Source organism: Pseudomonas granadensis (assembly GCF_900105485.1).
GTDB classification, from domain to species: Bacteria; Pseudomonadota; Gammaproteobacteria; order Pseudomonadales; family Pseudomonadaceae; genus Aquipseudomonas; species Aquipseudomonas granadensis.
On record NZ_LT629778.1, the window covers coordinates 4,157,743 to 4,184,105 of the forward strand.

The window sequence follows — 26,363 nt, forward strand, 5'->3', positions numbered from 1 at the left end:
GAAAAACAGTGGCGAATTTTATTTGTAACAACGACCGGCTAAAAATCTGGAAGGTAGATGATGCTTATCAGATAAAGGTTCAGCTAACCCCCTTATATATAGCCGACGACGATAACGCATAGCACGTTAAGACATTTCTGTGCGCTGATCCTGATTAATCAATTCTGTACTGAAAACAGCAGCGGAAAATTTGCCAAACGCCAGAAAAGAACTAGCGTGATAATTCGAAAGTAATAATAGCCATTCCCAACCACATAGCCACAAAGCCTCTAGAACGGGCCTCGCAGACCAAAGCCTTATGCCACCAGTGGTTACCTAAGTCATTCATTAACAATGGAATGTAACCATGAACTGATCTACGTCAGCTGTTTGAGCAGACAACAGATTTACGCTGTGATCTCTTCTCTCCTGCAATGGAGTCATGCAAATGTCTGAAGCGCCCGGAAAACTAAGACTCGGTGCACTGGTTGCACTGGTAGTCGGTTCAATGATCGGTGGCGGGATATTTTCGTTGCCACAAAACATGGCCGCCAGTGCTGACGTCGGTGCAGTGCTGATCGGCTGGGCCATCACCGCAGTCGGCATGCTCACCCTCGCTTTTGTCTTTCAGACTCTCGCCAATCGCAAGCCGGACCTGGACGGCGGTGTCTACGCCTACGCCAAGGCCGGATTCGGCGATTACATGGGCTTTTCATCCGCCTGGGGTTATTGGATCAGCGCCTGGCTGGGCAACGTCGGTTACTTCGTGCTGCTGTTCAGCACCCTCGGTTATTTCTTTCCGATATTCGGTGAAGGCAACACCCCGGCGGCGGTGATCGGCGCCTCGGTATTGCTGTGGGGCGTGCATTTTCTCGTGCTACGCGGGATCAAGGAAGCCGCGTTCATCAACCTGGTGACCACGGTGGCCAAGGTCGTGCCGCTGCTGCTGTTCGTGTTGATCGCGATCTTCGCCTTCAAACTGGACATCTTCACCGCCGACATCTGGGGCGTGAAAAACCCTGACCTGGGCAGTGTAATGAACCAGGTGCGCAACATGATGCTGGTCACCGTGTGGGTGTTCATCGGCATCGAGGGCGCGAGCATCTTCTCGGCGCGGGCGGAAAAACGTTCCGACGTCGGTAAAGCCACGGTGATCGGTTTCATCACCGTGCTGCTGTTCCTGGTGCTGGTCAACGTGCTGTCGCTGGGCATCATGACCCAGCCGGAACTGGCGAAACTGCAGAACCCGTCGATGGCTGCGGTACTTGAACACGTGGTCGGGCATTGGGGCGCGGTGCTGATCAGCGTCGGCCTGATCATCTCGCTGTTGGGGGCGCTGCTGTCGTGGGTACTGCTGTGCGCGGAGATCATGTTCGCCGCCGCCAAAGACCACACCATGCCGGAGTTTCTGCGCAAGGAAAACGCCAATCACGTACCGGTCAACGCCCTGTGGCTGACCAACGCGATGGTGCAGATCTTCCTGATCATCACCCTGTTTTCGGCGAGCACTTACCTGTCGCTGATCTACCTCGCCACGTCGATGATTCTGGTGCCGTATCTGTGGTCGGCGGCTTACGCCCTGCTGCTGGCGGTGCGTGGCGAGAGTTACGAAGGCTTCGCCGCCGAGCGGCGCAAGGACCTGATTATCGGCGGCATCGCCCTGATTTATGCGGTGTGGCTGCTGTATGCCGGCGGGGTCAAGTATCTACTACTCTCGGCCCTGCTCTACGCACCCGGCGCGATCCTGTTCGCCAAGGCCAAGCTGGAACTCAAGCAAGCGATTTTCACCAACGTCGAGAAGCTGATTTTCGCCGCAGTGGTCATAGGCGCCGTGGTGGCGGCCTACGGTCTCTACGATGGCTTCCTGACGCTGTAACCCCTGATTGAATTGTCATCTGGAGGAACATTGAAATGACCACGGAACAAGTGAAGTACGGCGTCCACTCCGAAGCCGGGAAACTGCGTAAAGTCATGGTCTGCTCCCCAGGTCTGGCCCATCAGCGGCTGACCCCGAACAACTGCGATGAACTGCTGTTCGACGACGTGCTGTGGGTGGCGCAGGCCAAACGCGATCACTTCGACTTCGTCACCAAGATGCGTGAGCGCGGCATCGATGTGCTGGAAATGCACAACCTGCTCACCGACATCGTCGCCATCCCCGAGGCACTGGACTGGATTCTTGAGCGCAAGGTCACCGCCGACTCGGTAGGCCTGGGCTTGATCAACGAAGTCAAATCCTGGCTGAAAAGCCTCGAGCCACGGCACATTGCCGAGTTTCTGATCGGCGGGGTTTCCGCCGACGATTTGCCGGACAGCTTCGGTGGCAAGACCATTCAGATGTTCCGCGACTTCCTCGGCCACTCCAGCTTCATTCTGCCGCCGCTGCCGAACACCCAGTTCACCCGCGACACCACCTGCTGGATCTACGGCGGCGTAACGCTCAACCCGATGTACTGGCCGGCGCGCCGTCAGGAAACCCTGCTGACTACCGCCATCTACAAATTCCATCCGCAGTTCACCAACGCCGACTTCGAGATCTGGTACGGCGACCCGGACAAGGATCACGGCAGCTCCACCCTTGAGGGCGGCGACGTCATGCCGATCGGCAATGGCGTGGTGTTGATCGGCATGGGCGAACGTTCGTCGCGTCAGGCCATCGGCCAACTGGCGCTGAACCTGTTCAAGAACAAAGCCGTGGAAAAAGTCATCGTCGCCGGCCTGCCGAAATCCCGCGCAGCGATGCACCTGGACACCGTGTTCAGCTTCTGCGACCGCGACCTGGTGACGATCTTCCCCGAAGTGGTCAATCAGATCGTCGCCTTCACCCTGCGCCCTGACGACAGCAAACAGGGCGGCATCGACATCCGCCGCGAAGAAGGCAGTTTCCTCGACACCGTCGCCGCGGCACTCAACCTGCCCAGGCTGCGCGTGGTGGAGACCGGCGGCAACAGCTTCGCCGCCGAACGCGAGCAATGGGACGACGGCAACAACGTGGTGGCGGTGGAACCGGGCGTGGTCATCGGCTACGACCGCAACACCTACACCAACACCCTGCTGCGCAAGGCCGGCGTGGAAGTCATCACCATCAGCGCCGGCGAACTGGGCCGCGGCCGCGGCGGCGGCCACTGCATGACCTGCCCGATCATCCGCGACCCGATCGATTACTAACCTCTGAGCCCTGGCCGGCACTTACCGAGTGCAGCCAGGGGGATAACCGACACCGAAGGAGATCCATCATGGCTTTTAACATCCACAACCGTAACCTGCTCAGCCTGGAACACCACACCCCACGTGAGCTGCGTTACCTGCTCGACCTGTCCCGCGATCTGAAACGCGCGAAATACACCGGCACCGAGCAACAACACCTGAAGGGCAACAACATCGCCCTGATCTTCGAAAAAACCTCGACCCGCACCCGTTGCGCGTTCGAAGTCGCTGCCTACGACCAAGGCGCCAACGTCACCTACATCGACCCGAATTCCTCGCAGATCGGCCACAAGGAAAGCATGAAGGACACCGCCCGCGTGCTCGGGCGCATGTACGACGCGATCGAATACCGTGGCTTCAAACAGGAGATCGTCGAGGAGCTGGCCAAGTTCGCCGGGGTGCCGGTGTTCAACGGCCTGACCGATGAATATCACCCGACCCAGATGATCGCCGACGTGCTGACCATGCGTGAACACGCCGACAAGCCAATCCACGAAATCAGCTACGCCTACTTGGGCGACGCGCGCAACAACATGGGCAACTCGCTGCTGCTGATCGGCGCCAAACTGGGCATGGACGTGCGCATCTGCGCGCCAAAAGCCCTGTGGCCGCTGGACGATCTGGTTGAGCGTTGCCATAAATATGCGGAAGAAAGTGGCGCACGTATCACCCTGACCGAAGATCCGAAAGCCGCCGTTAAAGGCGTGGACTTCATCCACACGGACGTCTGGGTGTCGATGGGCGAACCGGTGGAAGCCTGGGCCGAGCGCATCCAGCAATTGCTGCCGTATCAGGTCAACGCCGAACTGATGAAAGCCAGCGGCAACCCGCGCACCAAGTTCATGCACTGCCTGCCGGCCTTTCACAACAGCGATACCAAGGTCGGCAAGCAGATTGCCGAGCAGTATCCGCACCTGAAAAACGGCATCGAAGTGACCGACGACGTGTTCGAGTCGCCTGCCTGCATCGCCTTCGAGCAAGCGGAAAACCGCATGCACACGATCAAGGCGATTCTGGTCTCGACCCTGGCTGATCTCTAACTGGAAAGCTCCCACTGACGGAACAGGGTCCATGTGGGAGCTAGCCTGCTAGCGATTGCAATGGTTCAGTCGCCATCGATGTTGACTGATCGACCGCTATCGCTAGCAGGCTAGCTCCCACAGTGGATCTCGGTTTCGACAGGGAGACCGAGTCGTTTGCCTTTCCTCTGTTCAGAAGGACATGCACCATGCGTATCGTCGTAGCTCTGGGCGGTAACGCCCTGCTCCGCCGTGGCGAGCCGATGACCGCTGACAACCAGCGCGCCAACATCCGCATCGCCACCGAGCAAATCGCCAAGATTCATCCCGGCAATCAACTGGTCATTGCCCACGGCAATGGCCCGCAAGTCGGCCTGCTGTCGCTGCAAGCGGCGGCCTACACCTCGGTCAGCCCGTACCCGCTGGACGTCCTCGGCGCCGAAACCGAAGGCATGATCGGATACATCATCGAACAGGAACTGGGCAACCTGCTTGACTTCGAAGTGCCGTTCGCCACCCTGCTGACCCAGGTCGAAGTAGACGCCAACGACCCGGCTTTCAAGAACCCGACCAAACCGATCGGCCCGGTCTACGACAAGGCCGAAGCGGAAAAACTCGCCGCCGAGAAAGGCTGGGCGATTGCCCCGGACGGCGACAAATTCCGTCGTGTGGTCGCCAGTCCACGGCCGAAACGCATTTTCGAGATCCGCCCGATCAAGTGGCTGCTCGACAAAGGCAGCATCGTGATCTGCGCCGGCGGCGGCGGGATTCCGACAATGTACGACGAGCAGCGCAACCTCAAGGGCATCGAGGCGGTGATCGACAAGGACCTGTGCTCGGCGCTGCTCGCTGAACAGCTGGAGGCCGATCTGCTGGTGATCGCTACCGACGTCAATGCGGCGTTCATCGACTACGGCAAACCGACGCAGAAAGCCATCGCCGAAGCGCACCCGGATGAACTCGAACGTTTGGGTTTCGCCGCCGGCTCCATGGGACCGAAGGTGCAGGCAGCCTGCGAATTCGCGCGCCATACTGGCAAGGTCGCGGTGATCGGCTCGCTGGCGGATATCGAAGCGATCGTGCAGGGCACCGCCGGTACCCGCGTGACCACGGCCAAGCCGGGCATCAGCTACCGATAATCAGAAACTCCGGGGGCAGGCCCGAGGTCTGCCCTTCTCCCATGCCTTGAAAGGAGAAAACCATGGCCCAGTTTGAACCTGGTCATTTGCACATTGAGCGGCACGCGTTGACGCCGGATGACGTCAGTTACAACGTGCACCTCGACTATGAAGTGTTCACCGATCCGCAAAAAGGCAAGGGGATACAGTTCACCCTGCATGGCAGCATGCAGGGCAAGGACATGAAAGAGACCTTCTTCCTGCCCAAAGAGGAGGCCTACAACTTTGCCAACAATGTGACGACAATCGCCGAGAAGTACGGCATTCCCAAGACGCACAGCCAGATCGGCTCGGTTCACAAGCATTACGACATGATGTTTGAAGACATCCGCAAGCAACTTGATATGAAGTCCGGCGATCCGGTTAACCTCGAGCATTTCGAATAATCAGAACACGACACCTTCTGTAGGAGTGAGCCTGCTCGCGATAGCGGTCTGTCATTCAACATTTATGTCGTCAGATTCGCCGTCATCGCGAGCAGGCTCACTCCTACAGGGTTCGATGTCGGCCTGAAATCCTGCACCGGATTTCACCTCTGCCCCCGCCCCAAGGCATACTTGCGCCCTCACCGCCCTGCAGATCACTGAACCGCCCCATGCGTATCCACGTCAGTTTCATCGACCGCGTTGGCATTACCCAGGAAGTCCTGGCTATCCTCGGTGGGCGCAATCTCAATCTGGATGCGGTGGAGATGATCCCGCCGAACGTCTACATCGATGCGCCGACCCTGAGCGCGCAAGTGCTTGAAGAGCTCAAGGATGCGCTGTTTCGGGTCCGTGGCGTCGAGGCGGTGACGGTGGTCGACATCCTTCCCGGCCAGCGTCGGCACCTGCAACTCGATGCCCTGCTGGCGGCGATGACCGACCCGGTGCTGGCCCTCGACAGCGCCGGCAAGGTGCTGCTGGCCAACCCGGCGTTGATCGCGCTATACGGTCGCGAACCGGCCGGGGAAAGTGTCGCGGAACTGTTCAGCGATCCGGCGCTGCTCGACACCCTGCTCGAACAGGGCTTCCGCCTGCCGCTGCGCGAGATCACCGTCAATGGCCAGACCTTGCTGCTCGACGCCACGCCGATCACCGACGCTGGCGCCCTGCTCACCCTGTATCAACCGAACCGCATCGGCGAACAGCTCTCGGCGCTGCACCACGATCACGCGGAAGGTTTCGATGCGCTGCTCGGCGAATCCCCGGCGATCCGCACCCTCAAGGCGCGCGCGCAACGAGTCGCCGCGCTGGATGCGCCGCTGCTGATCCAGGGCGAAACCGGTACCGGTAAAGAACTGGTCGCCCGCGCCTGCCATGCGATCAGCGCGCGCCACAGTGCGCCGTTTCTCGCGCTCAATTGTGCAGCTCTGCCGGAAAACCTCGCCGAGAGCGAGCTGTTCGGCTACGCCCCCGGCGCCTTTACCGGCGCGGCGCGCGGTGGCAAACCCGGGCTGATGGAGCTGGCCAACCAGGGCACGGTATTTCTCGATGAGATCGGCGAAATGTCACCGTACCTGCAAGCCAAACTGCTGCGTTTTCTCAACGACGGCAGTTTCCGCCGGGTGGGCGGTGATCGCGAAGTGAAGGTCGATGTGCGCATCCTCAGCGCCACCCATCGCGATCTGGAAAAAATGGTCAGCGAAGGCCTGTTTCGCGAAGACCTGTTCTATCGCCTCAACGTGCTCAACGTCGAAGTGCCGCCGCTGCGCGAACGCGGCCAGGACATTCTGCTGCTTGCACGCTATTTCATGCAGCAAGCCTGCGCGCAGATTCAACGCCCGGTCTGCCGCCTCGCGCCGGGGACTTACCCGGCGCTGCTCGGCAACCGCTGGCCGGGCAATGTGCGGCAGCTGCAGAACGTGATCTTCCGCGCGGCGGCGATCTGTGAAAGCAGCCTGGTGGATATCGGCGACCTCGACATCGCCGGCACCTCGGTCGCGCGGCAGACCGACACCGACGTCGACAGCCTTGAACAGGCAGTCGAAGGCTTCGAGCGCGAGCTGCTGGAAAAGCTCTATGTCAGCTATCCATCGACCCGACAACTGGCGAGCCGTTTGCAGACCTCGCACACCGCGATCGCCCATCGGCTGCGCAAGTACGGCATTCCCAACAAGCCCTGAAACCACCACCGCCCCTCTGTAGGAGTGAGCCTGCTCGCGATAGCGGTATGTCAGCTGAAAGTGTGTTGACTGATACACCGCTATCGCGAGCAGGCTCACTCCTACAGGGGACCGCGGCGATCTTTAAAACGACCTCCATCTGTACTGAAACCGCTACAGCGGAACGATATCGATACATCCTACTTCGATCACCGCTGTGCAAGGCTTTGATCCGGTTCAGCTTTTTTCCCCGTCTGCGCCTGTAGCGATTTCGCTACACACAGTACTTTAGCCTCGTGCTCAATAATCGCTAACTTATTGATTAAAAACACAAAACTCTTTTTGGCCGCATTCTTGCTAATAACCCCTCATCAATAAGGGCACCACCGCCCACCGCTTTCACCGCGTCCACCAGACGAGTCTGGCCCCTGAGGAGTTTCCATGAGCGAGTTGCGTTTTACTGAAGATCACGAATGGCTGCGCACCGAAGCTGACGGCAGCGTTACTGTCGGCATTACCGCTTTTGCGCAGAACGCCCTGGGCGACGTGGTGTTCGTGCAACTGCCTGAGCTGCAGGCCTACGAAAAAGGCGCCGAAGCCGCCACCGTCGAATCGGTAAAGGCTGCCAGCGGCGTGTACATGCCGCTCGATGGCGACGTACTGGAAGTCAACCCGGTGCTGGAAGATGCCCCGGAACTGGTCAACGAAGATCCGCTGGGCCAAGGCTGGTTCTTCCGCTTCCAGCCAAGCGATGCCGCGGCCGTTGCCAAACTGCTCGATCAGGACGCTTACGACCGTCTGATCAAAGCCCAAGCCGAAGCCTGAGGATTAACGTCATGACCCAAGTAAACCTCGGCACCGCCAACGAATTCATCGCCCGTCACATCGGCCCGCGTGCCGGTGACGAGCAAGCCATGCTCAACAGCCTCGGCTTCGATTCCCTCGAAGCCCTGAGCGCCAGCGTCATCCCGGAAAGCATCAAGGGCACCAGCGTCCTCGGCATGGACGACGGCCTCAGCGAAGCCGACGCGCTGGCAATGATCAAATCGATCGCTGGCAAAAACCAGCTGTTCAAAACCTACATCGGCCAGGGCTACTACAACTGCCACACGCCGTCGCCGATCCTGCGCAACCTGCTGGAGAACCCGGCCTGGTACACCGCGTACACCCCGTACCAGCCAGAAATTTCCCAGGGCCGTCTGGAAGCGCTGCTGAATTTCCAGACCCTGATCAGCGACCTCACCGGCCTGCCGATCGCCAACGCCTCTTTGCTCGACGAAGCCACCGCCGCTGCCGAAGCCATGACCTTCTGCAAACGCCTGAGCAAGAACAAGGGCAGCCACCAGTTCTTCGCCTCGATCCACAGCCACCCGCAAACCCTCGACGTGCTGCGCACCCGTGCCGAGCCGCTGGGCATCGACGTCGTGGTCGGCGATGAGCGCGAACTGACCGACGTGACGCCGTTTTTCGGCGCACTGCTGCAATACCCGGCCAGCAACGGCGATGTGTTCGACTACCGCGAACTGACTGAACGCTTCCACGCCGCCAATGCGCTGGTTGCGGTCGCTGCCGATCTGCTGGCCCTGACCCTGCTGACCGCCCCGGGCGAGTTCGGTGCTGACGTGGCAATCGGTTCGGCGCAACGCTTCGGCGTGCCGCTGGGCTTCGGTGGCCCGCACGCCGCTTACTTCTCCACCAAAGATGCGTTCAAGCGCGACATGCCGGGCCGTCTGGTCGGTGTCTCGGTTGACCGCTTCGGCAAGCCGGCGCTGCGTCTGGCCATGCAGACCCGCGAGCAACATATCCGTCGCGAGAAAGCCACTTCGAACATCTGCACCGCGCAGGTGCTGCTGGCCAACATCGCCAGCATGTACGCCGTGTATCACGGCCCGAAAGGCCTGACGCAGATCGCCAACCGCGTGCATCACCTGACCGCGATTCTGGCCAAGGGCCTGACTGCTCTGGGCGCTAACGTCGAACAAACCAGTTTCTTCGACACCCTGACTGTGGCCACCGGCGCGCAAACCGCCGCGCTGCACGACAAGGCGCACGCGGCGCAGATCAATCTGCGCGTCATCAACGCCGAACGTCTGGGCCTGTCGGTCGACGAAACCACCACGCAAGCCGATATCGAAACCCTGTGGGGCCTGTTCGCTGATGGCAAGACCCTGCCGGACTTCGCTGCGCTGGCCGTGTCGGTACAGAGCAGCATTCCGGCCTCGCTGGTTCGCCAGTCGCCGATTCTCAGCCACCCGGTGTTCAATCGTTATCACTCGGAAACCGAGCTGATGCGTTACCTGCGCAAACTGGCGGACAAGGACCTGGCACTGGATCGCACGATGATCCCGCTGGGCTCGTGCACCATGAAACTCAACGCCGCCAGCGAGATGATCCCGGTGACCTGGGCCGAATTCGGTGCGCTGCACCCGTTCGCCCCAGCCGCACAAAGCGCTGGTTACCAGCAACTGACCGATGAACTGGAAGCGATGCTCTGCGCCGCTACCGGCTACGACTCGATCTCGCTGCAGCCGAACGCCGGTTCGCAAGGCGAGTACGCCGGCCTGCTGGCGATCCGCGCCTACCACCAGAGCCGTGGCGATGAACGCCGCGACATCTGCCTGATCCCGTCGTCGGCCCACGGCACCAACCCGGCCACCGCCAACATGGCCGGCATGCGCGTCGTCGTCACCGCGTGCGATGCCCGTGGCAACGTCGACATCGAAGACCTGCGCGCCAAAGCCATCGAGCACCGCGAACACCTCGCCGCGCTGATGATCACTTACCCCTCGACCCACGGCGTGTTCGAAGAAGGCATCCGCGAAATCTGCGCGATCATTCATGACAACGGCGGCCAGGTATACATCGACGGCGCCAACATGAACGCGATGGTCGGCCTCTGCGCACCGGGCAAGTTCGGCGGCGACGTCTCGCACTTGAACCTGCACAAGACCTTCTGCATTCCTCACGGCGGTGGCGGCCCGGGCGTCGGCCCGATTGGCGTCAAGTCGCACCTGACCCCGTTCCTGCCGGGCCACGGCCAGATGGAACGCAAGGAAGGCGCGGTCTGCGCGGCACCGTTCGGCAGCGCGAGCATTCTGCCGATCACCTGGATGTACATCCGCATGATGGGCGGCGCCGGTCTGAAGCGCGCTTCGCAGCTGGCGATCCTCAATGCCAACTACATTTCCCGTCGCCTCGAAGAGCATTACCCCGTGCTGTACACCGGCAGCAACGGCCTGGTGGCGCACGAGTGCATTCTCGATTTGCGTCCGTTGAAAGACAGCAGCGGCATCAGCGTCGATGACGTCGCCAAGCGCCTGATCGACTTCGGCTTCCACGCCCCGACCATGTCCTTCCCGGTCGCCGGCACACTGATGATCGAGCCGACCGAAAGCGAATCCAAAGAAGAACTGGACCGCTTCTGCGACGCCATGATCCGCATCCGCGAAGAAATCCGCGCAGTGGAAAACGGCACCCTGGACAAGGACGACAACCCACTGAAAAACGCCCCGCACACCGCAGCGGAACTGGTTGGCGAATGGACCCACCCGTACAGCCGCGAGCAAGCGGTGTACCCGGTCGCGTCGCTGATCGAAGGCAAATACTGGCCACCGGTCGGCCGTGTCGACAACGTCTTCGGCGACCGCAACCTGGTGTGCGCCTGCCCGTCGATCGAAAGCTATGCTTAAAAAAAGCAGCTGCAAGCTTTGAGCTACAAGCTGCAAGTCAGGGCAGATCGGGTTCTGACTTGCGGCTGTTGTTTTGCAGCAGCAATTGCAGTGTGAACACAAGCTGCAAGGAATACCCGATCCGCCTTTCACTTGCAGCTTGCAGCTAAAAGCTCCCAACTGCTCCGCAGGAGCCCCTATGTCTAGCTGTAAGCTTTTAGCTACAAGCTGCAAGTCAGGGCAGATCGGTTCTGACTTGCGGCTGTTGTTTTGCAGCAGGCATTGCAGCGTGAACACGAGCTGCAAGGAAAAGCCGATCCGCCTTTAACTTGCAGCTTGCAGCTAGAAGCTCCCAACTGCTCCGCAGGAGCCCCTATGTCGTTAAGCGTGTTCGACCTGTTCAAGATTGGTATCGGTCCCTCCAGTTCCCACACCGTCGGCCCGATGCGCGCTGCTGCGCGCTTCGCCGAGGGCTTGCGCCGTGAAAACCTGCTGACCAGCACCGCCAGCGTTCGCGTCGAGCTGTACGGTTCGCTCGGCGCCACCGGCAAGGGCCACGGCAGCGACAAGGCCGTGTTGCTCGGCCTCGAAGGCGAGCACCCGGACACGGTCGACACCGAAACCGTCGCCGCGCGTCTGCAAGAGATTCGTGGCAGCGGCCGGCTGAATCTGCTCGGCGAACAGAGCATTGCGTTCAATGAGAAAGAACACCTGGCGATGATTCGCAAACCGCTGGCCTACCACCCCAACGGTATGATTTTCCGCGCCTTCGATGCCGCGGGGCTGCAGATTCGCAGCCGTGAGTACTACTCGGTGGGTGGTGGTTTTGTCGTCGATGAGGATGCCGCCGGTGCTGACCGCATCGTCGAGGACGCCACACCGCTGACGTTCCCGTTCAAGAGTGCCAAGGACTTGCTCGGACATTGCAGCACCTACGGCCTGTCGATCAGCCAGGTGATGCTGACCAACGAAAGCGCTTGGCGCCCGGAAGCGGAGACTCGCGCCGGTCTGCTGAAGATCTGGCAGGTGATGCAGGACTGCGTCGCAGCGGGTTGCCGTAACGAAGGTATTTTGCCCGGTGGTCTGAAAGTGAAACGCCGGGCGGCGGCGCTGCATCGGCAGTTGTGCAAGAACCCGGAATCGGCGCTGCGCGACCCGCTGTCAGTGCTCGACTGGGTCAACCTGTATGCGCTGGCGGTCAACGAAGAAAACGCCAACGGCGGGCGCGTGGTCACGGCGCCAACCAACGGCGCGGCGGGGATCATTCCGGCCGTGCTGCATTACTACATGCGTTTTATCCCCGGCGCGAATGACGACGGTGTCGTGCGTTTTCTGCTGACCGCTGCGGCGATCGGCATTCTTTACAAGGAAAACGCTTCGATCTCCGGCGCTGAAGTCGGTTGTCAGGGTGAAGTCGGCGTCGCCTGTTCGATGGCGGCCGGCGCACTGTGCGAAGTCCTCGGCGGCAGCGTGCAGCAAGTCGAGAACGCCGCGGAAATCGGCATGGAACACAACCTCGGCCTGACCTGCGACCCGATTGGCGGGCTGGTGCAAGTGCCATGCATCGAGCGCAACGCGATGGGCTCGGTGAAAGCGATCAACGCGGTGCGCATGGCCATGCGCGGCGACGGCCAGCATTTCGTCTCCCTCGACAAAGTCATCCGTACCATGCGCCAGACCGGCGCCGACATGAAAAGCAAATACAAGGAAACCGCCCGCGGCGGCCTGGCGGTCAACATTATCGAATGCTGATCAGACCTGTTTCTAACTCCCTCTCCCAGGGAGAGAACCGTAACTAGCCCCCTCTCCCTCCGGGAGAGGGCTGGGGTGAGGGGCTCTTGATCTTGCCTCTCACCCGCAAACCAAATTCAAAGGAGCCACGCATGTCCACCGAACAACAACTCTCGAAAACCCCGCTCCACGCGCTGCACCTCGAACTCGGCGCGCGCATGGTGCCCTTCGCCGGCTACGACATGCCCGTGCAATACCCGCTCGGCGTGATGAAAGAACACCAGCACAGCCGCGAACAGGCAGGCCTGTTCGACGTCTCGCACATGGGCCAGATCCGCCTGACCGGCGCCAACGCCGCCCAAGCCCTGGAAACCCTGGTGCCGGTGGACATCATCGACCTGCCAGTCGGCATGCAGCGCTACGCCATGTTCACCAATGACAGCGGCGGCATCCTCGATGACCTGATGGTCGCGAACCTTGGCAACGACGAACTGTTCCTGGTGGTCAACGCCGCTTGCAAGGGTCAGGACCTGGCGCATCTGCAACAACACATCGGCGATCAGTGCACCATTACGGCGCTCTTCGAAGAGCGCGCGCTGCTGGCGCTACAAGGACCGGCAGCCGTTACCGTGCTGGCACGACTGGCTCCGGACGTGGCGAAAATGACCTTCATGCAATTCGTCCGCGTCAATTTGCTGGGTGTCGACTGTTTTGTCAGCCGTTCGGGCTACACCGGTGAAGACGGTTTCGAAATCTCGGTACCGGCCACTGACGCGGAAAAGATCGCACGCGCCCTGCTCGCTGAATCGGAGGTCCAGGCCATCGGCCTCGGTGCACGCGACTCGCTGCGTCTGGAAGCAGGCCTGTGCCTGTACGGCCACGACATGAACACCGAGACCACGCCGATCGAGGCCAGTTTGCTCTGGGCGATTTCCAAGGCACGCCGCGCGGATGGCACGCGGGCCGGCGGTTTCCCCGGCGCGGAACAGATTTTCGCGCAACAGCAAAACGGCATCGCCCGCAAGCGCGTCGGCCTGCTGCCACAAGAACGTACGCCAGTGCGTGAAGGCGCAGAGATCGTCAACGAAGCCGGGGAAATCATCGGCAGCGTGTGCAGCGGTGGTTTCGGCCCAACCTTGGGTGGGCCGTTGGCGATGGGTTATCTCGACAGTGTATATGCCGCGCTTGAAACGCCGGTGTGGGCCATCGTGCGTGGGAAAAAGGTGCAAATGCTTGTAAGCAAAACGCCATTTGTTCCACAACGCTACTACCGCGGCTGATTGATTGTTTCCATAAGTAACGCGATTGCGTTATGCGTGCACTAATGTGTAACGCAATCGCCACAAAAAAGTGCATTAGCCAGCGTTTGATTCGAATATGAACTTTACTTATAACCTTTGCAAACAAGCGAACAACCAATCGGTGTAAGGCTGCACTAACAAACTGACAAAATGCCAGCAACCGCAGTAAAACCGGGGCCTTCGCGGGGCTTGTTTTTTCTCCCGTAGTTGGCGTAGAGTTCGTTCACTGTGTTTGCATGGGTCAGCTTTGAATCGTGACCTGGGCAGTAGCCTACAAGTTAGCTACATCCCGCTCGACGTCTTCTTACTCTCCTGCAACCAGCCCCAGTACTCTTTCATGAGAAAGAGACTGTCATCAATTTAATGCGTCAAAGGAAATAAGAAATGTCCACACGTCAGAGCGGTACCGTCAAGTGGTTCAACGACGAGAAAGGTTTTGGTTTTATCACTCCTGAAAGCGGTCCGGATCTGTTCGTGCATTTCCGCGCCATTCAAGGCAACGGCTTCAAAAGCTTGAAGGAAGGCCAGAAAGTGACCTTCGTTGCTGTGCAGGGCCAGAAAGGCATGCAGGCTGACGAAGTACAAGCCGAAGCCTGATTTCTGCTACGAAAAAGCCCCTGATATTGATATCAGGGGCTTTTTTGTGCGCGCGAAACCGTAAAATGCCGTTTCCCTTCGCGTCCAGAGGCTGCCATGTCGAAAAACCTGCTCACCCCACAGGGCGACTTTCCTGCCGTCGGTCTTGGTCGACGCCTGGCGGCGATGTTCTATGACTTTCTGCTGTGCACCGCCCTGCTGATCGTCACCGGCTTCGTCTACAAGCTGATTCAGGCCGCGATCATTGGCGAAGAACGCCTGCGGGTGATGACCGATGCCGGGCAACTCGATGGCGATCCCCTTTACTCGACGGTGCTGCTGCTGGTGCTGTTCGGCTTTTTCGCCAAGTTCTGGACCCATGGCGGACAGACGCTGGGCATGCAGGTGTGGGGCATCCGCGTGCAGAACGCCAATGGCACGGCGATCAGCCTGTGGCAGGCGCTGTTGCGCTTCATGGTGTCGATCGCGTCGTGGCTGTGCGTGGGGCTGGGGTTCCTCTGGTCGCTGTATGACAAGCAGAAGCGCACCTGGCATGACATCTACTCGGATAGCCATGTTGTGCGGATCCCGAAGAAGACCAAATAACTTCAAGACACCCAAAACCAATGTAGGAGTGAGCCTGCTCGCGATAGCGGTATGTCAGTCAACATATTCGTTGTTTGACACACCGCTATCGCGAGCAAGCTCACTCCTACAGGTTTGTTTGTTGCCTGAAAGATCTAGGCGTTACCGGCCAATTTCATCCGCGCGGCCTGGGTGAAGTCCAGCATGCGCTTGAGCGGCCGGATCGCCTGCGGAATCAACGCCGGGTCAACGAATATCTCGTTCGTGCCTTCCTTCAAGCTCTTCAGCGTGCGCTCAAGGGTGTTCATGGCCATCCACGGGCAATGTGCGCAACTGCGGCACGCGGCGCCGTTACCGGCGGTGGGCGCCTCGATGAAGACCTTGTCCGGGCACAGCTGCTGCATCTTGTAGAAGATGCCACGGTCGGTCGCCACGATCAGCGTCTTGTTCGGCAGGCTTTGCGCTGCGGCAATCAACTGACTGGTCGAGCCGACGGCATCGGCCAGCTCGATCACCGAAGTCGGCGACTCCGGGTGCACCAGAATCGCCGCGTCCGGGTACAGCGCTTTCATGTCTTCGAGCTGCTTGGACTTGAACTCTTCGTGAACGATGCAGGCACCGTCCCAGAGCAACATGTCGGCGCCGGTCTTGCGCTGAATGTAGGTGCCGAGGTGCTTGTCCGGCCCCCAGATAATCGTCTCGCCGTTGTCCATCAGGCTTTCGACGATTTCCAGCGCGCAACTTGAGGTCACCACCCAGTCGGCACGTGCCTTTACCGCTGCCGAGGTGTTGGCGTAAACCACCACGGTACGTTCCGGATGCTGATCGCAGAACGCCGAGAACTCGTCGACCGGGCAACCGAGGTCCAGCGAGCACGTCGCCTCCAGGGTTGGCATCAGCACGCGTTTTTCCGGGTTGAGAATCTTCGCCGTCTCGCCCATGAACTTGACGCCGGCGACCACCACGGTCTTGGCCGGGTGAGCATTGCCGAAGCGCGCCATCTCCAGCGAGTCGGACACGCAACCACCGGTTTCCTCGGCCAAGGCCTGAATCACCGGATCGCAATAGAAGTGAGCCACGAGCACCGCGTCCTGAGCCTTGAGCTCGGCGGCGATGGCGGAACGGTAATAAGCCTCTTCCTCCGCCGTCAGCGGTTTGGGCTGTTTGGCATCGAGGTGGGCTTGAACCAGGAGGCGTTCGGAAATCTGCGTCATGTTCGCAAGACCTGCAGGCGCATTCGCGCGAAAGTCGAGTATACACCCGGCTCCGGACCGCTAGAGGGTACCGCCGGGAGAGTGAGTAATATCAGGCACGGACAGCGTTGAAGCTGCGCAAGGCTACAGAATATCCCGTTGATACAAAAGATCATTCTGACCTGCGTCAGCGCAGGCATCGGCGAAACAGGCAATGGCCGAATTGCAGGCAAAAAAAAACCCGGAAATCCTCACTTTCGTGGGCCTTCCGGATTTTCTAAACCGCCAAATATGGTGGGTCGTGTGGGATTCGAACCTACGACCAATTGGTTAAAAGCCAACTGCTCTACCAACTGAGCTAACGACCCGCTGTGTGGTGGCGCGTATAATACTGATTTTTAAGGACTATTCAACACCTTTTTGAAAATAATCAAAAATAAGGGGTTGGATCGTCCACACCCGCTGCCGCGAAGCCTTCTGCGCGCAGGCGGCAGCTGTCGCATTTGCCGCAGGCACGGCCGTCATCGTCGGCCTGATAGCAGGAAACGGTCAGGCCATAATCGACGCCGAGCTTCACACCGGCCTGGACGATCTGCGCCTTGCTCAGGTTCTGCAACGGCGCCTGGATACGGAAGCCATTGCCCTCGACGCCGGCCTTGGTCGCCAGATTGGCCATGCGCTCGAACGATTCGATGAACTCCGGGCGGCAATCCGGGTAACCGGAATAATCCACTGCATTGACGCCGATGAAGATGTCACGCGCGCCGAGCACTTCTGCCCAGCCCAGTGCCAGCGACAGGAACACGGTGTTGCGTGCCGGCACGTAAGTGACCGGAATGCCCTCGCCCAGCTCTTCAGGGATGTCGATGCTGCTGTCGGTCAATGCTGAGCCGCCCATGCCATTCAGATTGAGGCCGATGACCTTGTGCTCGACCACGCCCAAGTCGCGAGCCACGCGCGCAGCGGCGTGCAATTCGGCATGAGAGCGCTGGCCGTAATCGAAGCTCATGGTGTAGCAGGCATAACCTTCGGCACGGGCCATGGCCACCACGGTGGCTGAGTCGAGGCCGCCGGACAGCAGGATGACCGCACGTTTTTCGGTAGTGTTCAGTTGTTCAGTCATCTCAGCGCCCCGGCTCGTCATTCCAAAGATATTTGTGCAGCTGCAATTGCAGGCGCACCGGCAAGTTGTCCGCCACCACCCAGTCCGCCAGCTCGCGCGCGTTCAAGTCATGGTGACTGGGGGAAAACAGTACTTCCCCGGCGCGGCGGTCGAGACCGTATTGAATCAGTTTCGATACCGCCCAGTCGTAGTCCTCGCGCGAGCAGATGACAAACTTCACCTGATCGTTGGGCGTGAGCAGTTCGATATTTTCGTAGCGGTTGCGATGGGCTTCTTTTGAGCCCGGTGTTTTCAGATCCAAGACGCGACTGACGCGCGGATCGACCGCCGAAACGTCGAGGGCGCCGCTGGTTTCCAGCGAGACCTCGTAGCCGGCGTCACACAACTGCTTGAGCAACCGAATGGCGTTCGGCTGGGCCAGCGGTTCACCGCCGGTGACGCAGACATAACGCGGGCGAAACCCGGCGACCTGCTCGAGGATGTCGTCGAGGGTGCGCACGGTGCCGCCGCTGAAGGCGTAGGCGCTGTCACAGTACTGGCAACGCAAGGGGCAACCAGTCAGGCGCACGAAAACCGTAGGCAGCCCGGCAGTCCGCGTTTCCCCCTGCAACGAGTAGAAAACTTCGGTGATTCTCAATGTGTCTTGCATAGTCGCCACGGGCGTAACAGCTAAACAGGCTGTCCGCCTCCGTCAGGCACTTCAGGCAATCCCGCCAACGCGTGGACCACAAGAAGCGTGTTTCAGAAAAAGGGCGTGAATTCTAACGAAAAAACCCGCGACAAGCGCGGGTTTCTTCCAAACGGGTCTAGCCTGCTTACATGCGTTGCAGATCGCGCTGGGCCAACTGCGCGGCGGAGGTCCCCGGATACTGGGAAACCACCTGCTGCAAGATGCCTTTGACCTTGTCGGTGTGACCGAGGCGGCGCTCTACGTCAGCCAGCTTGTACAGCGAATCCGGCACTTTGTTGTGCTTGGGATACAGCTGCGAAACCTTGGCAAACGCTTGACCTGCACCTTGCAGATCGCCTTTGGCCAGGTTCACTTCGCCCAGCCAGTACTGGGCATTGCCCGCGTACTGACTGTTCGGGTATTTACGCAGGAAAGCGGCAAACGCTTGGCTGGCCTTGTCGAAATCCTTGGCTTTGATCAGGTCGAAAGCGGCATCGTAATACAGCTTTTCCTTGGCCGGATCAGCCGGTTCGCTACCTGCGGCAGGCGCCTGGGCAGCCGTGGCAGCCCCCGCACCGGCAGCAGCACCGGCAGCAGCACTTGCATCGCCACCGGCAGAAGAATTCTCGGGAGTCGCGGCTGGTGCAACGCCGGATCCTATGCGCCGATCAAGATCCTGGTATCGCTCCAGGGATTCCTGCTTCATGCGCGCAACCTGATTCTGCAGTTCTTCGATCACGCCTTGCTGACGCGAGATCTGATCCTGCATCTGTTGCAATTGGTTGAACAGCATGCCTTGTGCCGAGGCAGGGGCCGAAGCCGCTCCCCCGGCATAGGCGCCGTTCGTACCGTAACCCGCAGGCGGATAACTGCTCCCGCTATTGTTATAACCGGAGTTGTCATCGACCACAGGAACCGCAGCCCACGCCGCAAGCGGCGCGAGGCTGAGAGCCAGAACAGTTACAGCACGACGGCACGTTCGCATATCGAATTACTTACGCAGTTCGACGCGACGGTTCTGGGCCCAGGACTGCTCGTCGTTGCCGGTAGCAACTGGACGCTCTTCGCCGTAGGAAACCAGTTCCAGCTGAGCTGGGGAAACACCTTGCAGTACCAGGTAGCGCTGAACGGCTTTCGCACGACGCTCGCCCAGTGCCATGTTGTACTCACGAGTACCACGTTCGTCGGTGTTGCCTTCCAGAACAACGCGAGCGCCGTTTGCTTTCAGGTCTTTGGCGTGAACGTCCAGAGCGCGCATGGCTTCTGGCTTCAGGTCCGAGCTGTCGTATTCGAAGTAGAAGGTGGTGATTGCGCGCAGAGCAGCTTCTTCGCTCAGGGAACCGTCAACGGCACCGGTGTTTGCGCCGTAACCAGCGTTTGGATCAACAGCGCCTTCACCGGCGTTGTCGCCGCCTTTGGACGAGCAACCTACAGCTACAGCCATGGCCAGAGCCAGCGCAGCAAATTTACCAAACTTCAGCATTTCCATCGTGAAACTCCTAATGAACCCCAGTGTGTTAAGTAAAACGTGTAGCGCCCGCTCACTTCAGGTAAGGGGACCAGGACGGTTCTCTGACTTCGCCTTGAGCGGTAGGAAGCGGGAGCCTCACGCGCCCATTAATGGACACGAGCATCAAGACTCCCCGGCCCTGTTGGCGGGTGGCGTAGATTACCATGGTGCCGTTGGGCGCAACAGTAGGTGACTCGTCCAGAGTGCTATCAGTGAGGATCTTTACACTACCCCGCTGCAGATCCTGAGCTGCCACCTTGAAATTGGTGAAGCCATCCTGACGATGGATCATCACCAAAGTCTTTTCATCAGCCGACAGTTTCGGGTTGGCGTTGTAGTTACCTACGAACGTCACACGCTCGGCACCACCGCCACTGGCGCTGGTTTTATAGATCTGCGGCTTGCCGCCACGGTCCGAGGTGAAGTAGATGGTCGAGCCATCCTTGCCCCAGTACGGTTCGGTGTTGATGCCAGGTCCCGAGGTCACGCGGGTGATCTGACGCGAACCGAGGTTCATGACGTAGATGTCCGGGTTACCGTCTTTCGACAGTACGAACGCCAGACGCGTGCCATCCGGCGACCAGGCTGGCGCACCGTTCAGGCCTTCGAAGTTGGTGATCTGCTCGCGGCGACCGGTGTCGATGTTCTGCATGAAGATGCGCGGGCGCTTCTGTTCGAACGACACATACGCGATGCGCTTGCCATCCGGTGCGAAACGCGGCGACAGGATCGGCTCGCGCGATTGCAGCAGGGTCACTGCACGGGCGCCGTCGTAGTCGGAACGCTGCAGGGTGTAGCGGGTGTTTTTCTCGGAGAAGCGCTCGGCGGTCACGTACAGCAGACGCGTCGAGAAGGCACCGTCGATACCGGTCAGTTTCTGGAACGACTGGTCGGAGATGAAGTGCGCCATGTCACGCAGTTGCTCGGTCGTACCGGAAACACTGCCGTCAGCCACTTTTTGTTCGGTGGCAACGTTGAACAATGCCCACTGCACCTGCAGGCGACCGCCCGCTGGAGCGATGCTGCCGACCATCATGTACTGAGCACCCACCGCCTTCCAGTCACGGAAGATGATTTCGCTCGGCTGGCTTGGCTGGCTGATCATGTTGGCTTTTGGAATCGGCGAGTAATAGCCCGAGTTGCGCAAATCGTTGCCAATGATTTCAGCCATGTCATCCGGCAGCACCGCACCGCCCTGCATGCCGAACGGCACGACGGCGATCGGCGTTGCCCGATCGCTGCCGCTGGTGACCAGAATGTTCTTTTCCTCTGCCATCGCGATCCCTGCCATGCAGCAGATCACGACCAGCATTCCTCGAAGAAGGTTTCTCACAAGGCTAGATCCTCAGGTGTGAATGTCATCTTGAATGAACGATACGGAGCGAAATCGCTCGGCTTCATTCCCTGCATTTCTGTCAAACGTCCAATATTCTTCACTGCCGCGACTGCCGAAGCATCGAACGGACCATCACCACTGGACTTGGCGACGCTGACCGAAGTCACCGTGCCGTCCGGCAACATGCCGATCTGCAGTACCACCGTCATGCCTTTGCGTGCCGAAGGTGGACGTGCCCAACCTTCTGCCGCTCGTGCACGAATCAGGTCATCGAAACTGCCCGCGACTTCGTCACCCTGCTCATCGGCCAAGGCCTGCTGGCGCTGCGGCGTGTCGGAAAGCAGATCTGCCAGGGCCTGAGCCTTTTTGTCTTCGGCAGATTTGCGTGCCGCTTCCTGCGCTTTCTTCTTCGCAGCATCGGCAGCAGCTTTCTTCTTCGCGTCTTCGGCGACTTTCTTCTTCGCCTCTTCAGCTTCAGCTTTCTTCTTGGCGTCTTCGGCGGCTTTCTTTTTCGCGTCTTCGACGATTTTCTTCTTGGCTTCTTCCGCAGCGGCTTTCTTGGCCTCTTCTTCAGCGGCCTTCTTGGCTTCGTCTTCGGCTTTCTTCTTGGCTATATCAGCCAATTGTTTCTCTTCGGCCTTTTTCGCTTCGGCTTTCTTCGCGTCGTCGGCTTTCTTGGCTTCATCAGCCTTTTTCGCTTCGTCCGCTTTCTTCGCCTCGTCGGCCTTCTTGGCTTCCTCGGCCTTTTGAGCCGTTTCCTCTTTCTTTTGTTCCGCCGCCTTCACTGCTTCCTGCTCGATCTTTTTCTGTTCCATCTGCTCGACTTCGGTCTGGCGCGCGGCGGATTTCTTCGCCTCACCCGCAATCTTCTGATTGGTCTGGGTGGTTGCCTGACTTTTCGATTTCAGCTGGTACAGGGTCGCCTGGACGATCGGCTTGGCCGGCGGCAGTTCAGGCGTAAAGGCAAAACTGACGAACAGCATGCCGAACACCAGCACGTGCAGGACAATCGCCAGAACGCTGGGCCAGAAGTAGCTTTCCGAGGCGGACGGCTCTCGCTGTTGCTGCATCAGGGGGCCTCGGTAATCAGACCAACGTTACCGACCCCGGCCTTCTGCAACCCGCCCATGGCACCCATGACGGCGCCGTAGTCGACAGTCTTGTCGCCACGAATGAACACCTGGGTGCGTTTGCCGCCCTCGGTGCCGGCGCGAATGATCTTGGTCACAGCGTCAGTCATCTGTGGCAGGGTCATGGCGCGATCCTGCTGTTTCTCGGTGTCTACTTCGCTGCCAAGGTTCCAGTAGTAGGTCTTGTCAGCCTTGATCGAAATGGTCAGGACCTGAGTGTTGTTGTCCTGCGGCAAGGCTTCGCTGGAAACCTTGGGCAAATCAACTTTCACGCCCTGATTGAGCATCGGCGCGGTCACCATGAAGATGACCAGCAGGACCAACATCACGTCGATGTAGGGCACTACGTTCATCTCGGCGACCGGCTTGCGCTTTTTGCGAGCTCGAGCGATTAAAGCCATCGGGAAATACCTGCTTATTCTTCGCTGGTGTGCACTTTGCGGTGCAGGATCGCCTGGAATTCATCGGCGAAGGTGTAGTAGCGGCCCAGCAAGGTTTCGCTGCGCGCAGCGAAACGGTTGTAAGCGATAACGGCAGGGATCGCGGCGAACAGACCGATCGCGGTGGCGATCAGTGCTTCGGCGATACCCGGTGCCACGGTGGCGAGGGTCGCTTGCTGAGCGCTGGCCAGACCGCGGAAAGAGTTCATGATGCCCCACACGGTACCGAACAGACCGATGTACGGGCTGACCGAACCGACGGTGGCGAGAAACGGCAGGCTCTGCTCAAGCTTCTCTTCTTCACGCGAGATGGCGACACGCATGGCACGGGCCACACCCTCCATCACCGCTTCAGGATCGACACCTGGCTGCTGACGCAGACGGGAGAATTCCTTGAAGCCGGCACGGAAGATCTGCTCCACGCCCGAATCCGGATCCGGGTTGCTACCGGCCTGACGGTACAGCTTGGACAGATCGATACCCGACCAGAAGCGCTCTTCAAAGCTCTCCAGGGCGCGTCGACCGGCACGCAGCAGATTGCTGCGCTGAAAGATCATGATCCATGAGGTCACCGATGCGGCCACCAGGGTCAACATTACCAACTGCACCACGATGCTGGCATTGCTGACCAGGCTCCACATGGAGGAATGGTCGACGACGTTAGCTTCCACGCTTTATCTCCTGCTTTGAGTGTGTACCCGGACCGACCGCGTCGGCGAAGGCCGCCCGCAAGTCTTCGGGAAGGGCCCGGGGTTTCAAACTGTCGGTGCGCACACAGGCCACCAGAAACTGCCCTTCGCAGAGCAGCACATTATCCGTCGCCCGCCTGACCTGCTGCTTGAAGCGCAGGCTGGCACGGTTCAATTCGGTTACATCAGCGCTTACCAGCAATTCGTCGTCCAGTCGCGCCGGCGCGTGGTAACGCGCTTCGCTGGAATGCACGACGAACAACAGATCCTCCCCGGCCAGCGCAGATTGGGCAAAGCCCAGCTCTCGGAGCCGCTCGGTTCGAGCCCGTTCCATAAACTTGAGGTAATTAACGTAATACACGATGCCGCCCGCATCGGTGTCCTCGTAATAAACGCGACAACGATGTGCGAACGGCCCAAGCCCGTTTTGCGCGCGCATACTCTAGTGCTTACTCCTCAGGTTGCCAATCCGGCGATACAACTGTTTTTCGTGGTTTCAAAGCTTTAACGCAAAAGTACCGTGCTCTGACAGTACAAACCCTGAATAAATCGCCAACAAATGTGTATCAATCGTCCGCAGCATCGAGAAACTCGTCTGCCACGGGCATCTCGCCCATGCGTGACGGGATGTTCAAACCGAAATGCAGATACGCATGTCGGGTCACTACCCTGCCCCGCGGCGTACGCATGATGTAGCCTTGCTGAATCAGATACGGCTCGAGTACGTCCTCGATGGTGTGGCGCTCTTCACTGATCGCCGCCGCCAGGCTGTCGATACCGACCGGGCCGCCATCGAACTTCTCGATCATCGTCAGCAACAGGCGTCGGTCCTGATGATCGAAACCGTGTTCGTCGACATCCAGCAGGTTCAACGCCAGGTCCGCCACCGACTTGGTGATGTGCCCCTTGGCGCGGACTTCAGCGAAATCGCGTACCCGACGCAGCAAACGGTTGGCAATGCGCGGCGTGCCACGAGCGCGACGAGCGATCTCGAACGAGCCTTCCGGGTCCAGCGGCAGCCCGAGAATGCTCGCCGAACGGCTGACGATCGTCGCCAGATCCGCCGTGCTGTAGAACTCCAGGCGCTGGACGATACCGAAGCGGTCACGCAGTGGATTGGTCAGCATGCCGGCGCGGGTGGTGGCGCCGACCAGGGTGAACGGCGGCAGGTCGAGCTTGATCGAACGCGCCGCCGGCCCTTCGCCGATCATGATGTCGAGCTGGAAATCTTCCATGGCCGGGTACAGCACTTCTTCGACAATTGGCGACAGGCGATGGATTTCGTCGATGAACAACACGTCGTGCGGCTCGAGATTGGTCAGCAGCGCCGCCAGATCCCCCGGACGCTCCAGCACCGGGCCGGAGGTGCTCTTGATCGACACGCCCATCTCTTCGGCGATGATATTGGCCAGCGTGGTTTTACCCAGCCCCGGCGGGCCGAAAATCAGCGTGTGGTCCAGCGACTCGCTGCGGCCACGCGCAGCCTGGATGAACAACTCCATCTGCTCGCGCACGGTCGGCTGGCCAATGTAGTCGGCCAGGCTGACCGGGCGAATGGCGCGGTCCTGGACTTCTTCGCGCTCGCGCGGGCTGTGCGCAGCGGCGATCAGACGATCAGCTTCAATCACTTAAATCATTCCCTTCAGGGCGCGGCGGATCATGTCTTCACTGCTCAGGTTCTTGTCCTTGATGGCGGAAATCGCCTTGCTCGCTTCCTGCGGCTTGTAGCCCAGGGAAATCAGCGCGCTGACCGCATCGTTTTCGGCGGTATTGACCGGCGCCGGGCCGTCCGGCTGATTCGGCACCAGCGCAAACATGGCCGGCGAGGTTTCCCAGGCCTTGAAGCGATCCTTCAATTCGACCAACAGGCGTTCGGCGGTTTTTTTGCCGACACCTGGCACCTTGGTCAGCGCCGAGGTGTCCTGCGACTGCACGCAACGGATCAGCTCGTCGACCTCCAGGCTCGACATCAGTGCCAGGGCCAATTTCGGCCCGACACCATTGAGCCTTATCAACTCGCGGAAAAAGTCTCGCTCACGCTTGCCGGCAAAACCATAGAGCAACTGCGCATCTTCGCGTACGACCAGATGGGTATGCAGGGTCAGCGGTTCACCGACAGACGGCAGGCGATAGAGGGTGGTCATGGGCACTTCCAGCTCATACCCGAGGCCGTTTACATCCAGAATCAGGTGCGGCGGCTGTTTCTCAACCAGGGTGCCGCGCAAGCGTCCAATCACGTTTCAGATCCTTGAGCGTTGGCCAGCCGTGGGCTGGCGACTGTCGAAAGGCGAAATTCGCGCCGACGACACAGGCGCATGAATCCGCTTTCAGGAAAATTGCTGCTGATGCTATCAGAGACGCAGGCGCCCGCCACGACTGCGTGCGGTCCCCAGGCCGTGCGGTAGCAGACTGGAACGCGTGTGCGCATGGCAAATGGCGATTGCGAGGGCATCGGAAGCGTCGATCTGCGGTTTGCTGGTCAGTTTCAGCATGTGCATGACCATCATTTGCACTTGTTCTTTATTGGCGGCGCCGGTACCCACCACGGCCTGCTTGACCTGAGTGGCCGTGTACTCGGCAATTTCCAGGCACTCTTCGGCGCCCGCAACGATAGCCGCCCCACGGGCCTGGCCGAGCTTGAGCGCCGAGTCGGCATTTTTCGCCATGAAGACCTTTTCGATGCCCATGGTCACCGGGCCGTAAGTCTGGATGATTTCGCGCACGCCGCGATAAACAATCTGCAAACGCTCGTGCAACTCGCCCGCACCGGTACGGATGCAGCCAGACGCCACATAAATGCAGCCACCCCGTCCGGTATCGCGAACAATCCCGTAACCGGTAATGCGCGAGCCGGGGTCGATACCAAGAATTAAAGTCATAGGCCTGCTGGTTCGAAATAACACAAAAACAAATGTGGGAGCTGGCTTGCCAGCGATGACGGAGTG

Annotated in this window: 25 protein-coding genes and 1 tRNA gene; 12 read left to right on the forward strand and 14 right to left on the reverse strand. The window is 59.6% G+C overall.

The window, feature by feature from the left end; genetic code table 11:
- The first annotated feature begins 427 nt into the window (after nucleotides 1–427).
- From arcD to BLU52_RS18475, 12 genes are all read left to right on the forward strand, one after another.
- Nucleotides 428–1,855, forward strand: a complete 1,428-nt coding sequence (gene arcD / locus BLU52_RS18420; protein WP_090285581.1) for an arginine-ornithine antiporter — start codon at nucleotides 428–430, stop codon at nucleotides 1,853–1,855.
- 35 nt (nucleotides 1,856–1,890) lie between these two features.
- Nucleotides 1,891–3,147, forward strand: coding sequence for an arginine deiminase (arcA, locus tag BLU52_RS18425; protein WP_090285583.1), 1,257 nt, complete (start codon nucleotides 1,891–1,893; stop codon nucleotides 3,145–3,147).
- Nucleotides 3,148–3,215: 68 nt separating this feature from the next.
- Complete coding sequence (locus BLU52_RS18430) at nucleotides 3,216–4,226, forward strand: ornithine carbamoyltransferase (RefSeq protein ID WP_053123054.1); 1,011 nt, start codon at nucleotides 3,216–3,218, stop codon at nucleotides 4,224–4,226.
- A gap of 188 nt (nucleotides 4,227–4,414) precedes the next feature.
- Complete coding sequence (arcC, locus tag BLU52_RS18435; protein WP_090285585.1) at nucleotides 4,415–5,344, forward strand: carbamate kinase; 930 nt, start codon at nucleotides 4,415–4,417, stop codon at nucleotides 5,342–5,344.
- Nucleotides 5,345–5,406: 62 nt separating this feature from the next.
- Nucleotides 5,407–5,769, forward strand: a complete 363-nt coding sequence (locus BLU52_RS18440) for a DUF5064 family protein (RefSeq protein WP_090285587.1) — start codon at nucleotides 5,407–5,409, stop codon at nucleotides 5,767–5,769.
- Nucleotides 5,770–5,978: 209 nt separating this feature from the next.
- A complete protein-coding gene (locus tag BLU52_RS18445) occupies nucleotides 5,979–7,487 on the forward strand; it encodes a sigma-54-dependent transcriptional regulator (RefSeq protein ID WP_090285589.1) in 1,509 nt (502 codons plus the stop codon).
- A 420-nt stretch (nucleotides 7,488–7,907) separates the two neighbouring features.
- Entirely contained in the window at nucleotides 7,908–8,291 is a 384-nt protein-coding gene (gene gcvH, locus BLU52_RS18450; protein WP_090285591.1) for a glycine cleavage system protein GcvH, read from the forward strand.
- 11 nt (nucleotides 8,292–8,302) lie between these two features.
- The gene (gene gcvP / locus BLU52_RS18455) at nucleotides 8,303–11,155 is read left to right on the forward strand and encodes an aminomethyl-transferring glycine dehydrogenase (RefSeq protein ID WP_090285593.1); all 2,853 of its coding nucleotides are present in this window, start codon (nucleotides 8,303–8,305) and stop codon (nucleotides 11,153–11,155) included.
- 354 nt (nucleotides 11,156–11,509) lie between these two features.
- The gene (locus tag BLU52_RS18460) at nucleotides 11,510–12,886 is read left to right on the forward strand and encodes an L-serine ammonia-lyase (protein ID WP_090285595.1); all 1,377 of its coding nucleotides are present in this window, start codon (nucleotides 11,510–11,512) and stop codon (nucleotides 12,884–12,886) included.
- 131 nt (nucleotides 12,887–13,017) lie between these two features.
- The gene (gene gcvT / locus BLU52_RS18465; protein ID WP_090285597.1) at nucleotides 13,018–14,145 is read left to right on the forward strand and encodes a glycine cleavage system aminomethyltransferase GcvT; all 1,128 of its coding nucleotides are present in this window, start codon (nucleotides 13,018–13,020) and stop codon (nucleotides 14,143–14,145) included.
- Between the two features lie 405 nt (nucleotides 14,146–14,550).
- The gene (locus BLU52_RS18470) at nucleotides 14,551–14,763 is read left to right on the forward strand and encodes a cold-shock protein (RefSeq protein ID WP_003227496.1); all 213 of its coding nucleotides are present in this window, start codon (nucleotides 14,551–14,553) and stop codon (nucleotides 14,761–14,763) included.
- Between the two features lie 96 nt (nucleotides 14,764–14,859).
- Nucleotides 14,860–15,348 (forward strand): RDD family protein, encoded by a 489-nt coding sequence (locus BLU52_RS18475; protein ID WP_090285599.1) that lies wholly within the window; start codon nucleotides 14,860–14,862, stop codon nucleotides 15,346–15,348.
- 134 nt (nucleotides 15,349–15,482) lie between these two features.
- On the opposite strand, the gene nadA is transcribed toward BLU52_RS18475, so the two are convergent.
- From nadA to ruvC, 14 genes are all read right to left on the reverse strand, one after another.
- Nucleotides 15,483–16,541 carry a quinolinate synthase NadA gene (gene nadA / locus BLU52_RS18480; protein ID WP_016773509.1) on the reverse strand — a complete coding sequence of 353 codons (1,059 nt, stop codon included), beginning with the start codon at nucleotides 16,539–16,541 and terminating at the stop codon, nucleotides 15,483–15,485.
- Nucleotides 16,542–16,812: 271 nt separating this feature from the next.
- Nucleotides 16,813–16,888: transfer RNA gene (locus tag BLU52_RS18485), tRNA-Lys, on the reverse strand.
- Nucleotides 16,889–16,950: 62 nt separating this feature from the next.
- The gene (queC, locus tag BLU52_RS18490; protein ID WP_090285601.1) at nucleotides 16,951–17,643 is read right to left on the reverse strand and encodes a 7-cyano-7-deazaguanine synthase QueC; all 693 of its coding nucleotides are present in this window, start codon (nucleotides 17,641–17,643) and stop codon (nucleotides 16,951–16,953) included.
- A 1-nt stretch (nucleotide 17,644) separates the two neighbouring features.
- The gene (gene queE, locus BLU52_RS18495; RefSeq protein ID WP_090285603.1) at nucleotides 17,645–18,292 is read right to left on the reverse strand and encodes a 7-carboxy-7-deazaguanine synthase QueE; all 648 of its coding nucleotides are present in this window, start codon (nucleotides 18,290–18,292) and stop codon (nucleotides 17,645–17,647) included.
- A gap of 166 nt (nucleotides 18,293–18,458) precedes the next feature.
- The gene (gene ybgF, locus BLU52_RS18500; protein WP_090285605.1) at nucleotides 18,459–19,298 is read right to left on the reverse strand and encodes a tol-pal system protein YbgF; all 840 of its coding nucleotides are present in this window, start codon (nucleotides 19,296–19,298) and stop codon (nucleotides 18,459–18,461) included.
- A 6-nt stretch (nucleotides 19,299–19,304) separates the two neighbouring features.
- Nucleotides 19,305–19,802, reverse strand: coding sequence for a peptidoglycan-associated lipoprotein Pal (gene pal, locus BLU52_RS18505; protein ID WP_003178634.1), 498 nt, complete (start codon nucleotides 19,800–19,802; stop codon nucleotides 19,305–19,307).
- 52 nt (nucleotides 19,803–19,854) lie between these two features.
- The gene (gene tolB, locus BLU52_RS18510; RefSeq protein WP_167359937.1) at nucleotides 19,855–21,135 is read right to left on the reverse strand and encodes a Tol-Pal system beta propeller repeat protein TolB; all 1,281 of its coding nucleotides are present in this window, start codon (nucleotides 21,133–21,135) and stop codon (nucleotides 19,855–19,857) included.
- 17 nt (nucleotides 21,136–21,152) lie between these two features.
- Nucleotides 21,153–22,229: a cell envelope integrity protein TolA gene (gene tolA, locus BLU52_RS18515; RefSeq protein WP_090285609.1), complete on the reverse strand. Its 1,077-nt coding sequence runs from the start codon at nucleotides 22,227–22,229 to the stop codon at nucleotides 21,153–21,155.
- Entirely contained in the window at nucleotides 22,229–22,681 is a 453-nt protein-coding gene (gene tolR / locus BLU52_RS18520; RefSeq protein ID WP_160767866.1) for a protein TolR, read from the reverse strand. Before tolR ends, tolA begins: the two co-directional genes overlap by 1 nt.
- 23 nt (nucleotides 22,682–22,704) lie before the next feature.
- On the reverse strand, nucleotides 22,705–23,400 hold the full coding sequence (gene tolQ / locus BLU52_RS18525; protein WP_008080223.1) for a protein TolQ: 696 nt from the start codon (nucleotides 23,398–23,400) through the stop codon (nucleotides 22,705–22,707).
- On the reverse strand, nucleotides 23,390–23,857 hold the full coding sequence (ybgC, locus tag BLU52_RS18530) for a tol-pal system-associated acyl-CoA thioesterase (RefSeq protein WP_090285611.1): 468 nt from the start codon (nucleotides 23,855–23,857) through the stop codon (nucleotides 23,390–23,392). The genes tolQ and ybgC overlap by 11 nt, the downstream gene beginning before the upstream one ends.
- A 127-nt stretch (nucleotides 23,858–23,984) precedes the next feature.
- Complete coding sequence (gene ruvB, locus BLU52_RS18535; RefSeq protein WP_090285613.1) at nucleotides 23,985–25,046, reverse strand: Holliday junction branch migration DNA helicase RuvB; 1,062 nt, start codon at nucleotides 25,044–25,046, stop codon at nucleotides 23,985–23,987.
- Entirely contained in the window at nucleotides 25,047–25,655 is a 609-nt protein-coding gene (gene ruvA, locus BLU52_RS18540) for a Holliday junction branch migration protein RuvA (RefSeq protein WP_090285615.1), read from the reverse strand. It lies immediately after the preceding gene.
- A gap of 114 nt (nucleotides 25,656–25,769) precedes the next feature.
- Entirely contained in the window at nucleotides 25,770–26,297 is a 528-nt protein-coding gene (gene ruvC, locus BLU52_RS18545) for a crossover junction endodeoxyribonuclease RuvC (RefSeq protein WP_007962095.1), read from the reverse strand.
- Nucleotides 26,298–26,363 lie beyond the last annotated feature (66 nt).

Bases quoted from the DNA above. Each gene is read 5' to 3' on its own strand.
- arcD (WP_090285581.1), top strand. From the start codon at position 428: ATGTCTGAAGCGCCCGGAAAACTAAGACTCGGTGCACTGGTTGCACTG.
- arcA (WP_090285583.1), top strand. From the start codon at position 1,891: ATGACCACGGAACAAGTGAAGTACGGCGTCCACTCCGAAGCCGGGAAA.
- BLU52_RS18430 (WP_053123054.1), top strand. From the start codon at position 3,216: ATGGCTTTTAACATCCACAACCGTAACCTGCTCAGCCTGGAACACCAC.
- arcC (WP_090285585.1), top strand. From the start codon at position 4,415: ATGCGTATCGTCGTAGCTCTGGGCGGTAACGCCCTGCTCCGCCGTGGC.
- BLU52_RS18440 (WP_090285587.1), top strand. From the start codon at position 5,407: ATGGCCCAGTTTGAACCTGGTCATTTGCACATTGAGCGGCACGCGTTG.
- BLU52_RS18445 (WP_090285589.1), top strand. From the start codon at position 5,979: ATGCGTATCCACGTCAGTTTCATCGACCGCGTTGGCATTACCCAGGAA.
- gcvH (WP_090285591.1), top strand. From the start codon at position 7,908: ATGAGCGAGTTGCGTTTTACTGAAGATCACGAATGGCTGCGCACCGAA.
- gcvP (WP_090285593.1), top strand. From the start codon at position 8,303: ATGACCCAAGTAAACCTCGGCACCGCCAACGAATTCATCGCCCGTCAC.
- BLU52_RS18460 (WP_090285595.1), top strand. From the start codon at position 11,510: ATGTCGTTAAGCGTGTTCGACCTGTTCAAGATTGGTATCGGTCCCTCC.
- gcvT (WP_090285597.1), top strand. From the start codon at position 13,018: ATGTCCACCGAACAACAACTCTCGAAAACCCCGCTCCACGCGCTGCAC.
- BLU52_RS18470 (WP_003227496.1), top strand. From the start codon at position 14,551: ATGTCCACACGTCAGAGCGGTACCGTCAAGTGGTTCAACGACGAGAAA.
- BLU52_RS18475 (WP_090285599.1), top strand. From the start codon at position 14,860: ATGTCGAAAAACCTGCTCACCCCACAGGGCGACTTTCCTGCCGTCGGT.
- nadA (WP_016773509.1), bottom strand. From the start codon at position 16,541: ATGACGCAGATTTCCGAACGCCTCCTGGTTCAAGCCCACCTCGATGCC.
- queC (WP_090285601.1), bottom strand. From the start codon at position 17,643: ATGACTGAACAACTGAACACTACCGAAAAACGTGCGGTCATCCTGCTG.
- queE (WP_090285603.1), bottom strand. From the start codon at position 18,292: ATGCAAGACACATTGAGAATCACCGAAGTTTTCTACTCGTTGCAGGGG.
- ybgF (WP_090285605.1), bottom strand. From the start codon at position 19,298: ATGCGAACGTGCCGTCGTGCTGTAACTGTTCTGGCTCTCAGCCTCGCG.
- pal (WP_003178634.1), bottom strand. From the start codon at position 19,802: ATGGAAATGCTGAAGTTTGGTAAATTTGCTGCGCTGGCTCTGGCCATG.
- tolB (WP_167359937.1), bottom strand. From the start codon at position 21,135: ATGCTGGTCGTGATCTGCTGCATGGCAGGGATCGCGATGGCAGAGGAA.
- tolA (WP_090285609.1), bottom strand. From the start codon at position 22,229: ATGCAGCAACAGCGAGAGCCGTCCGCCTCGGAAAGCTACTTCTGGCCC.
- ybgC (WP_090285611.1), bottom strand. From the start codon at position 23,857: ATGCGCGCGCAAAACGGGCTTGGGCCGTTCGCACATCGTTGTCGCGTT.
- ruvC (WP_007962095.1), bottom strand. From the start codon at position 26,297: ATGACTTTAATTCTTGGTATCGACCCCGGCTCGCGCATTACCGGTTAC.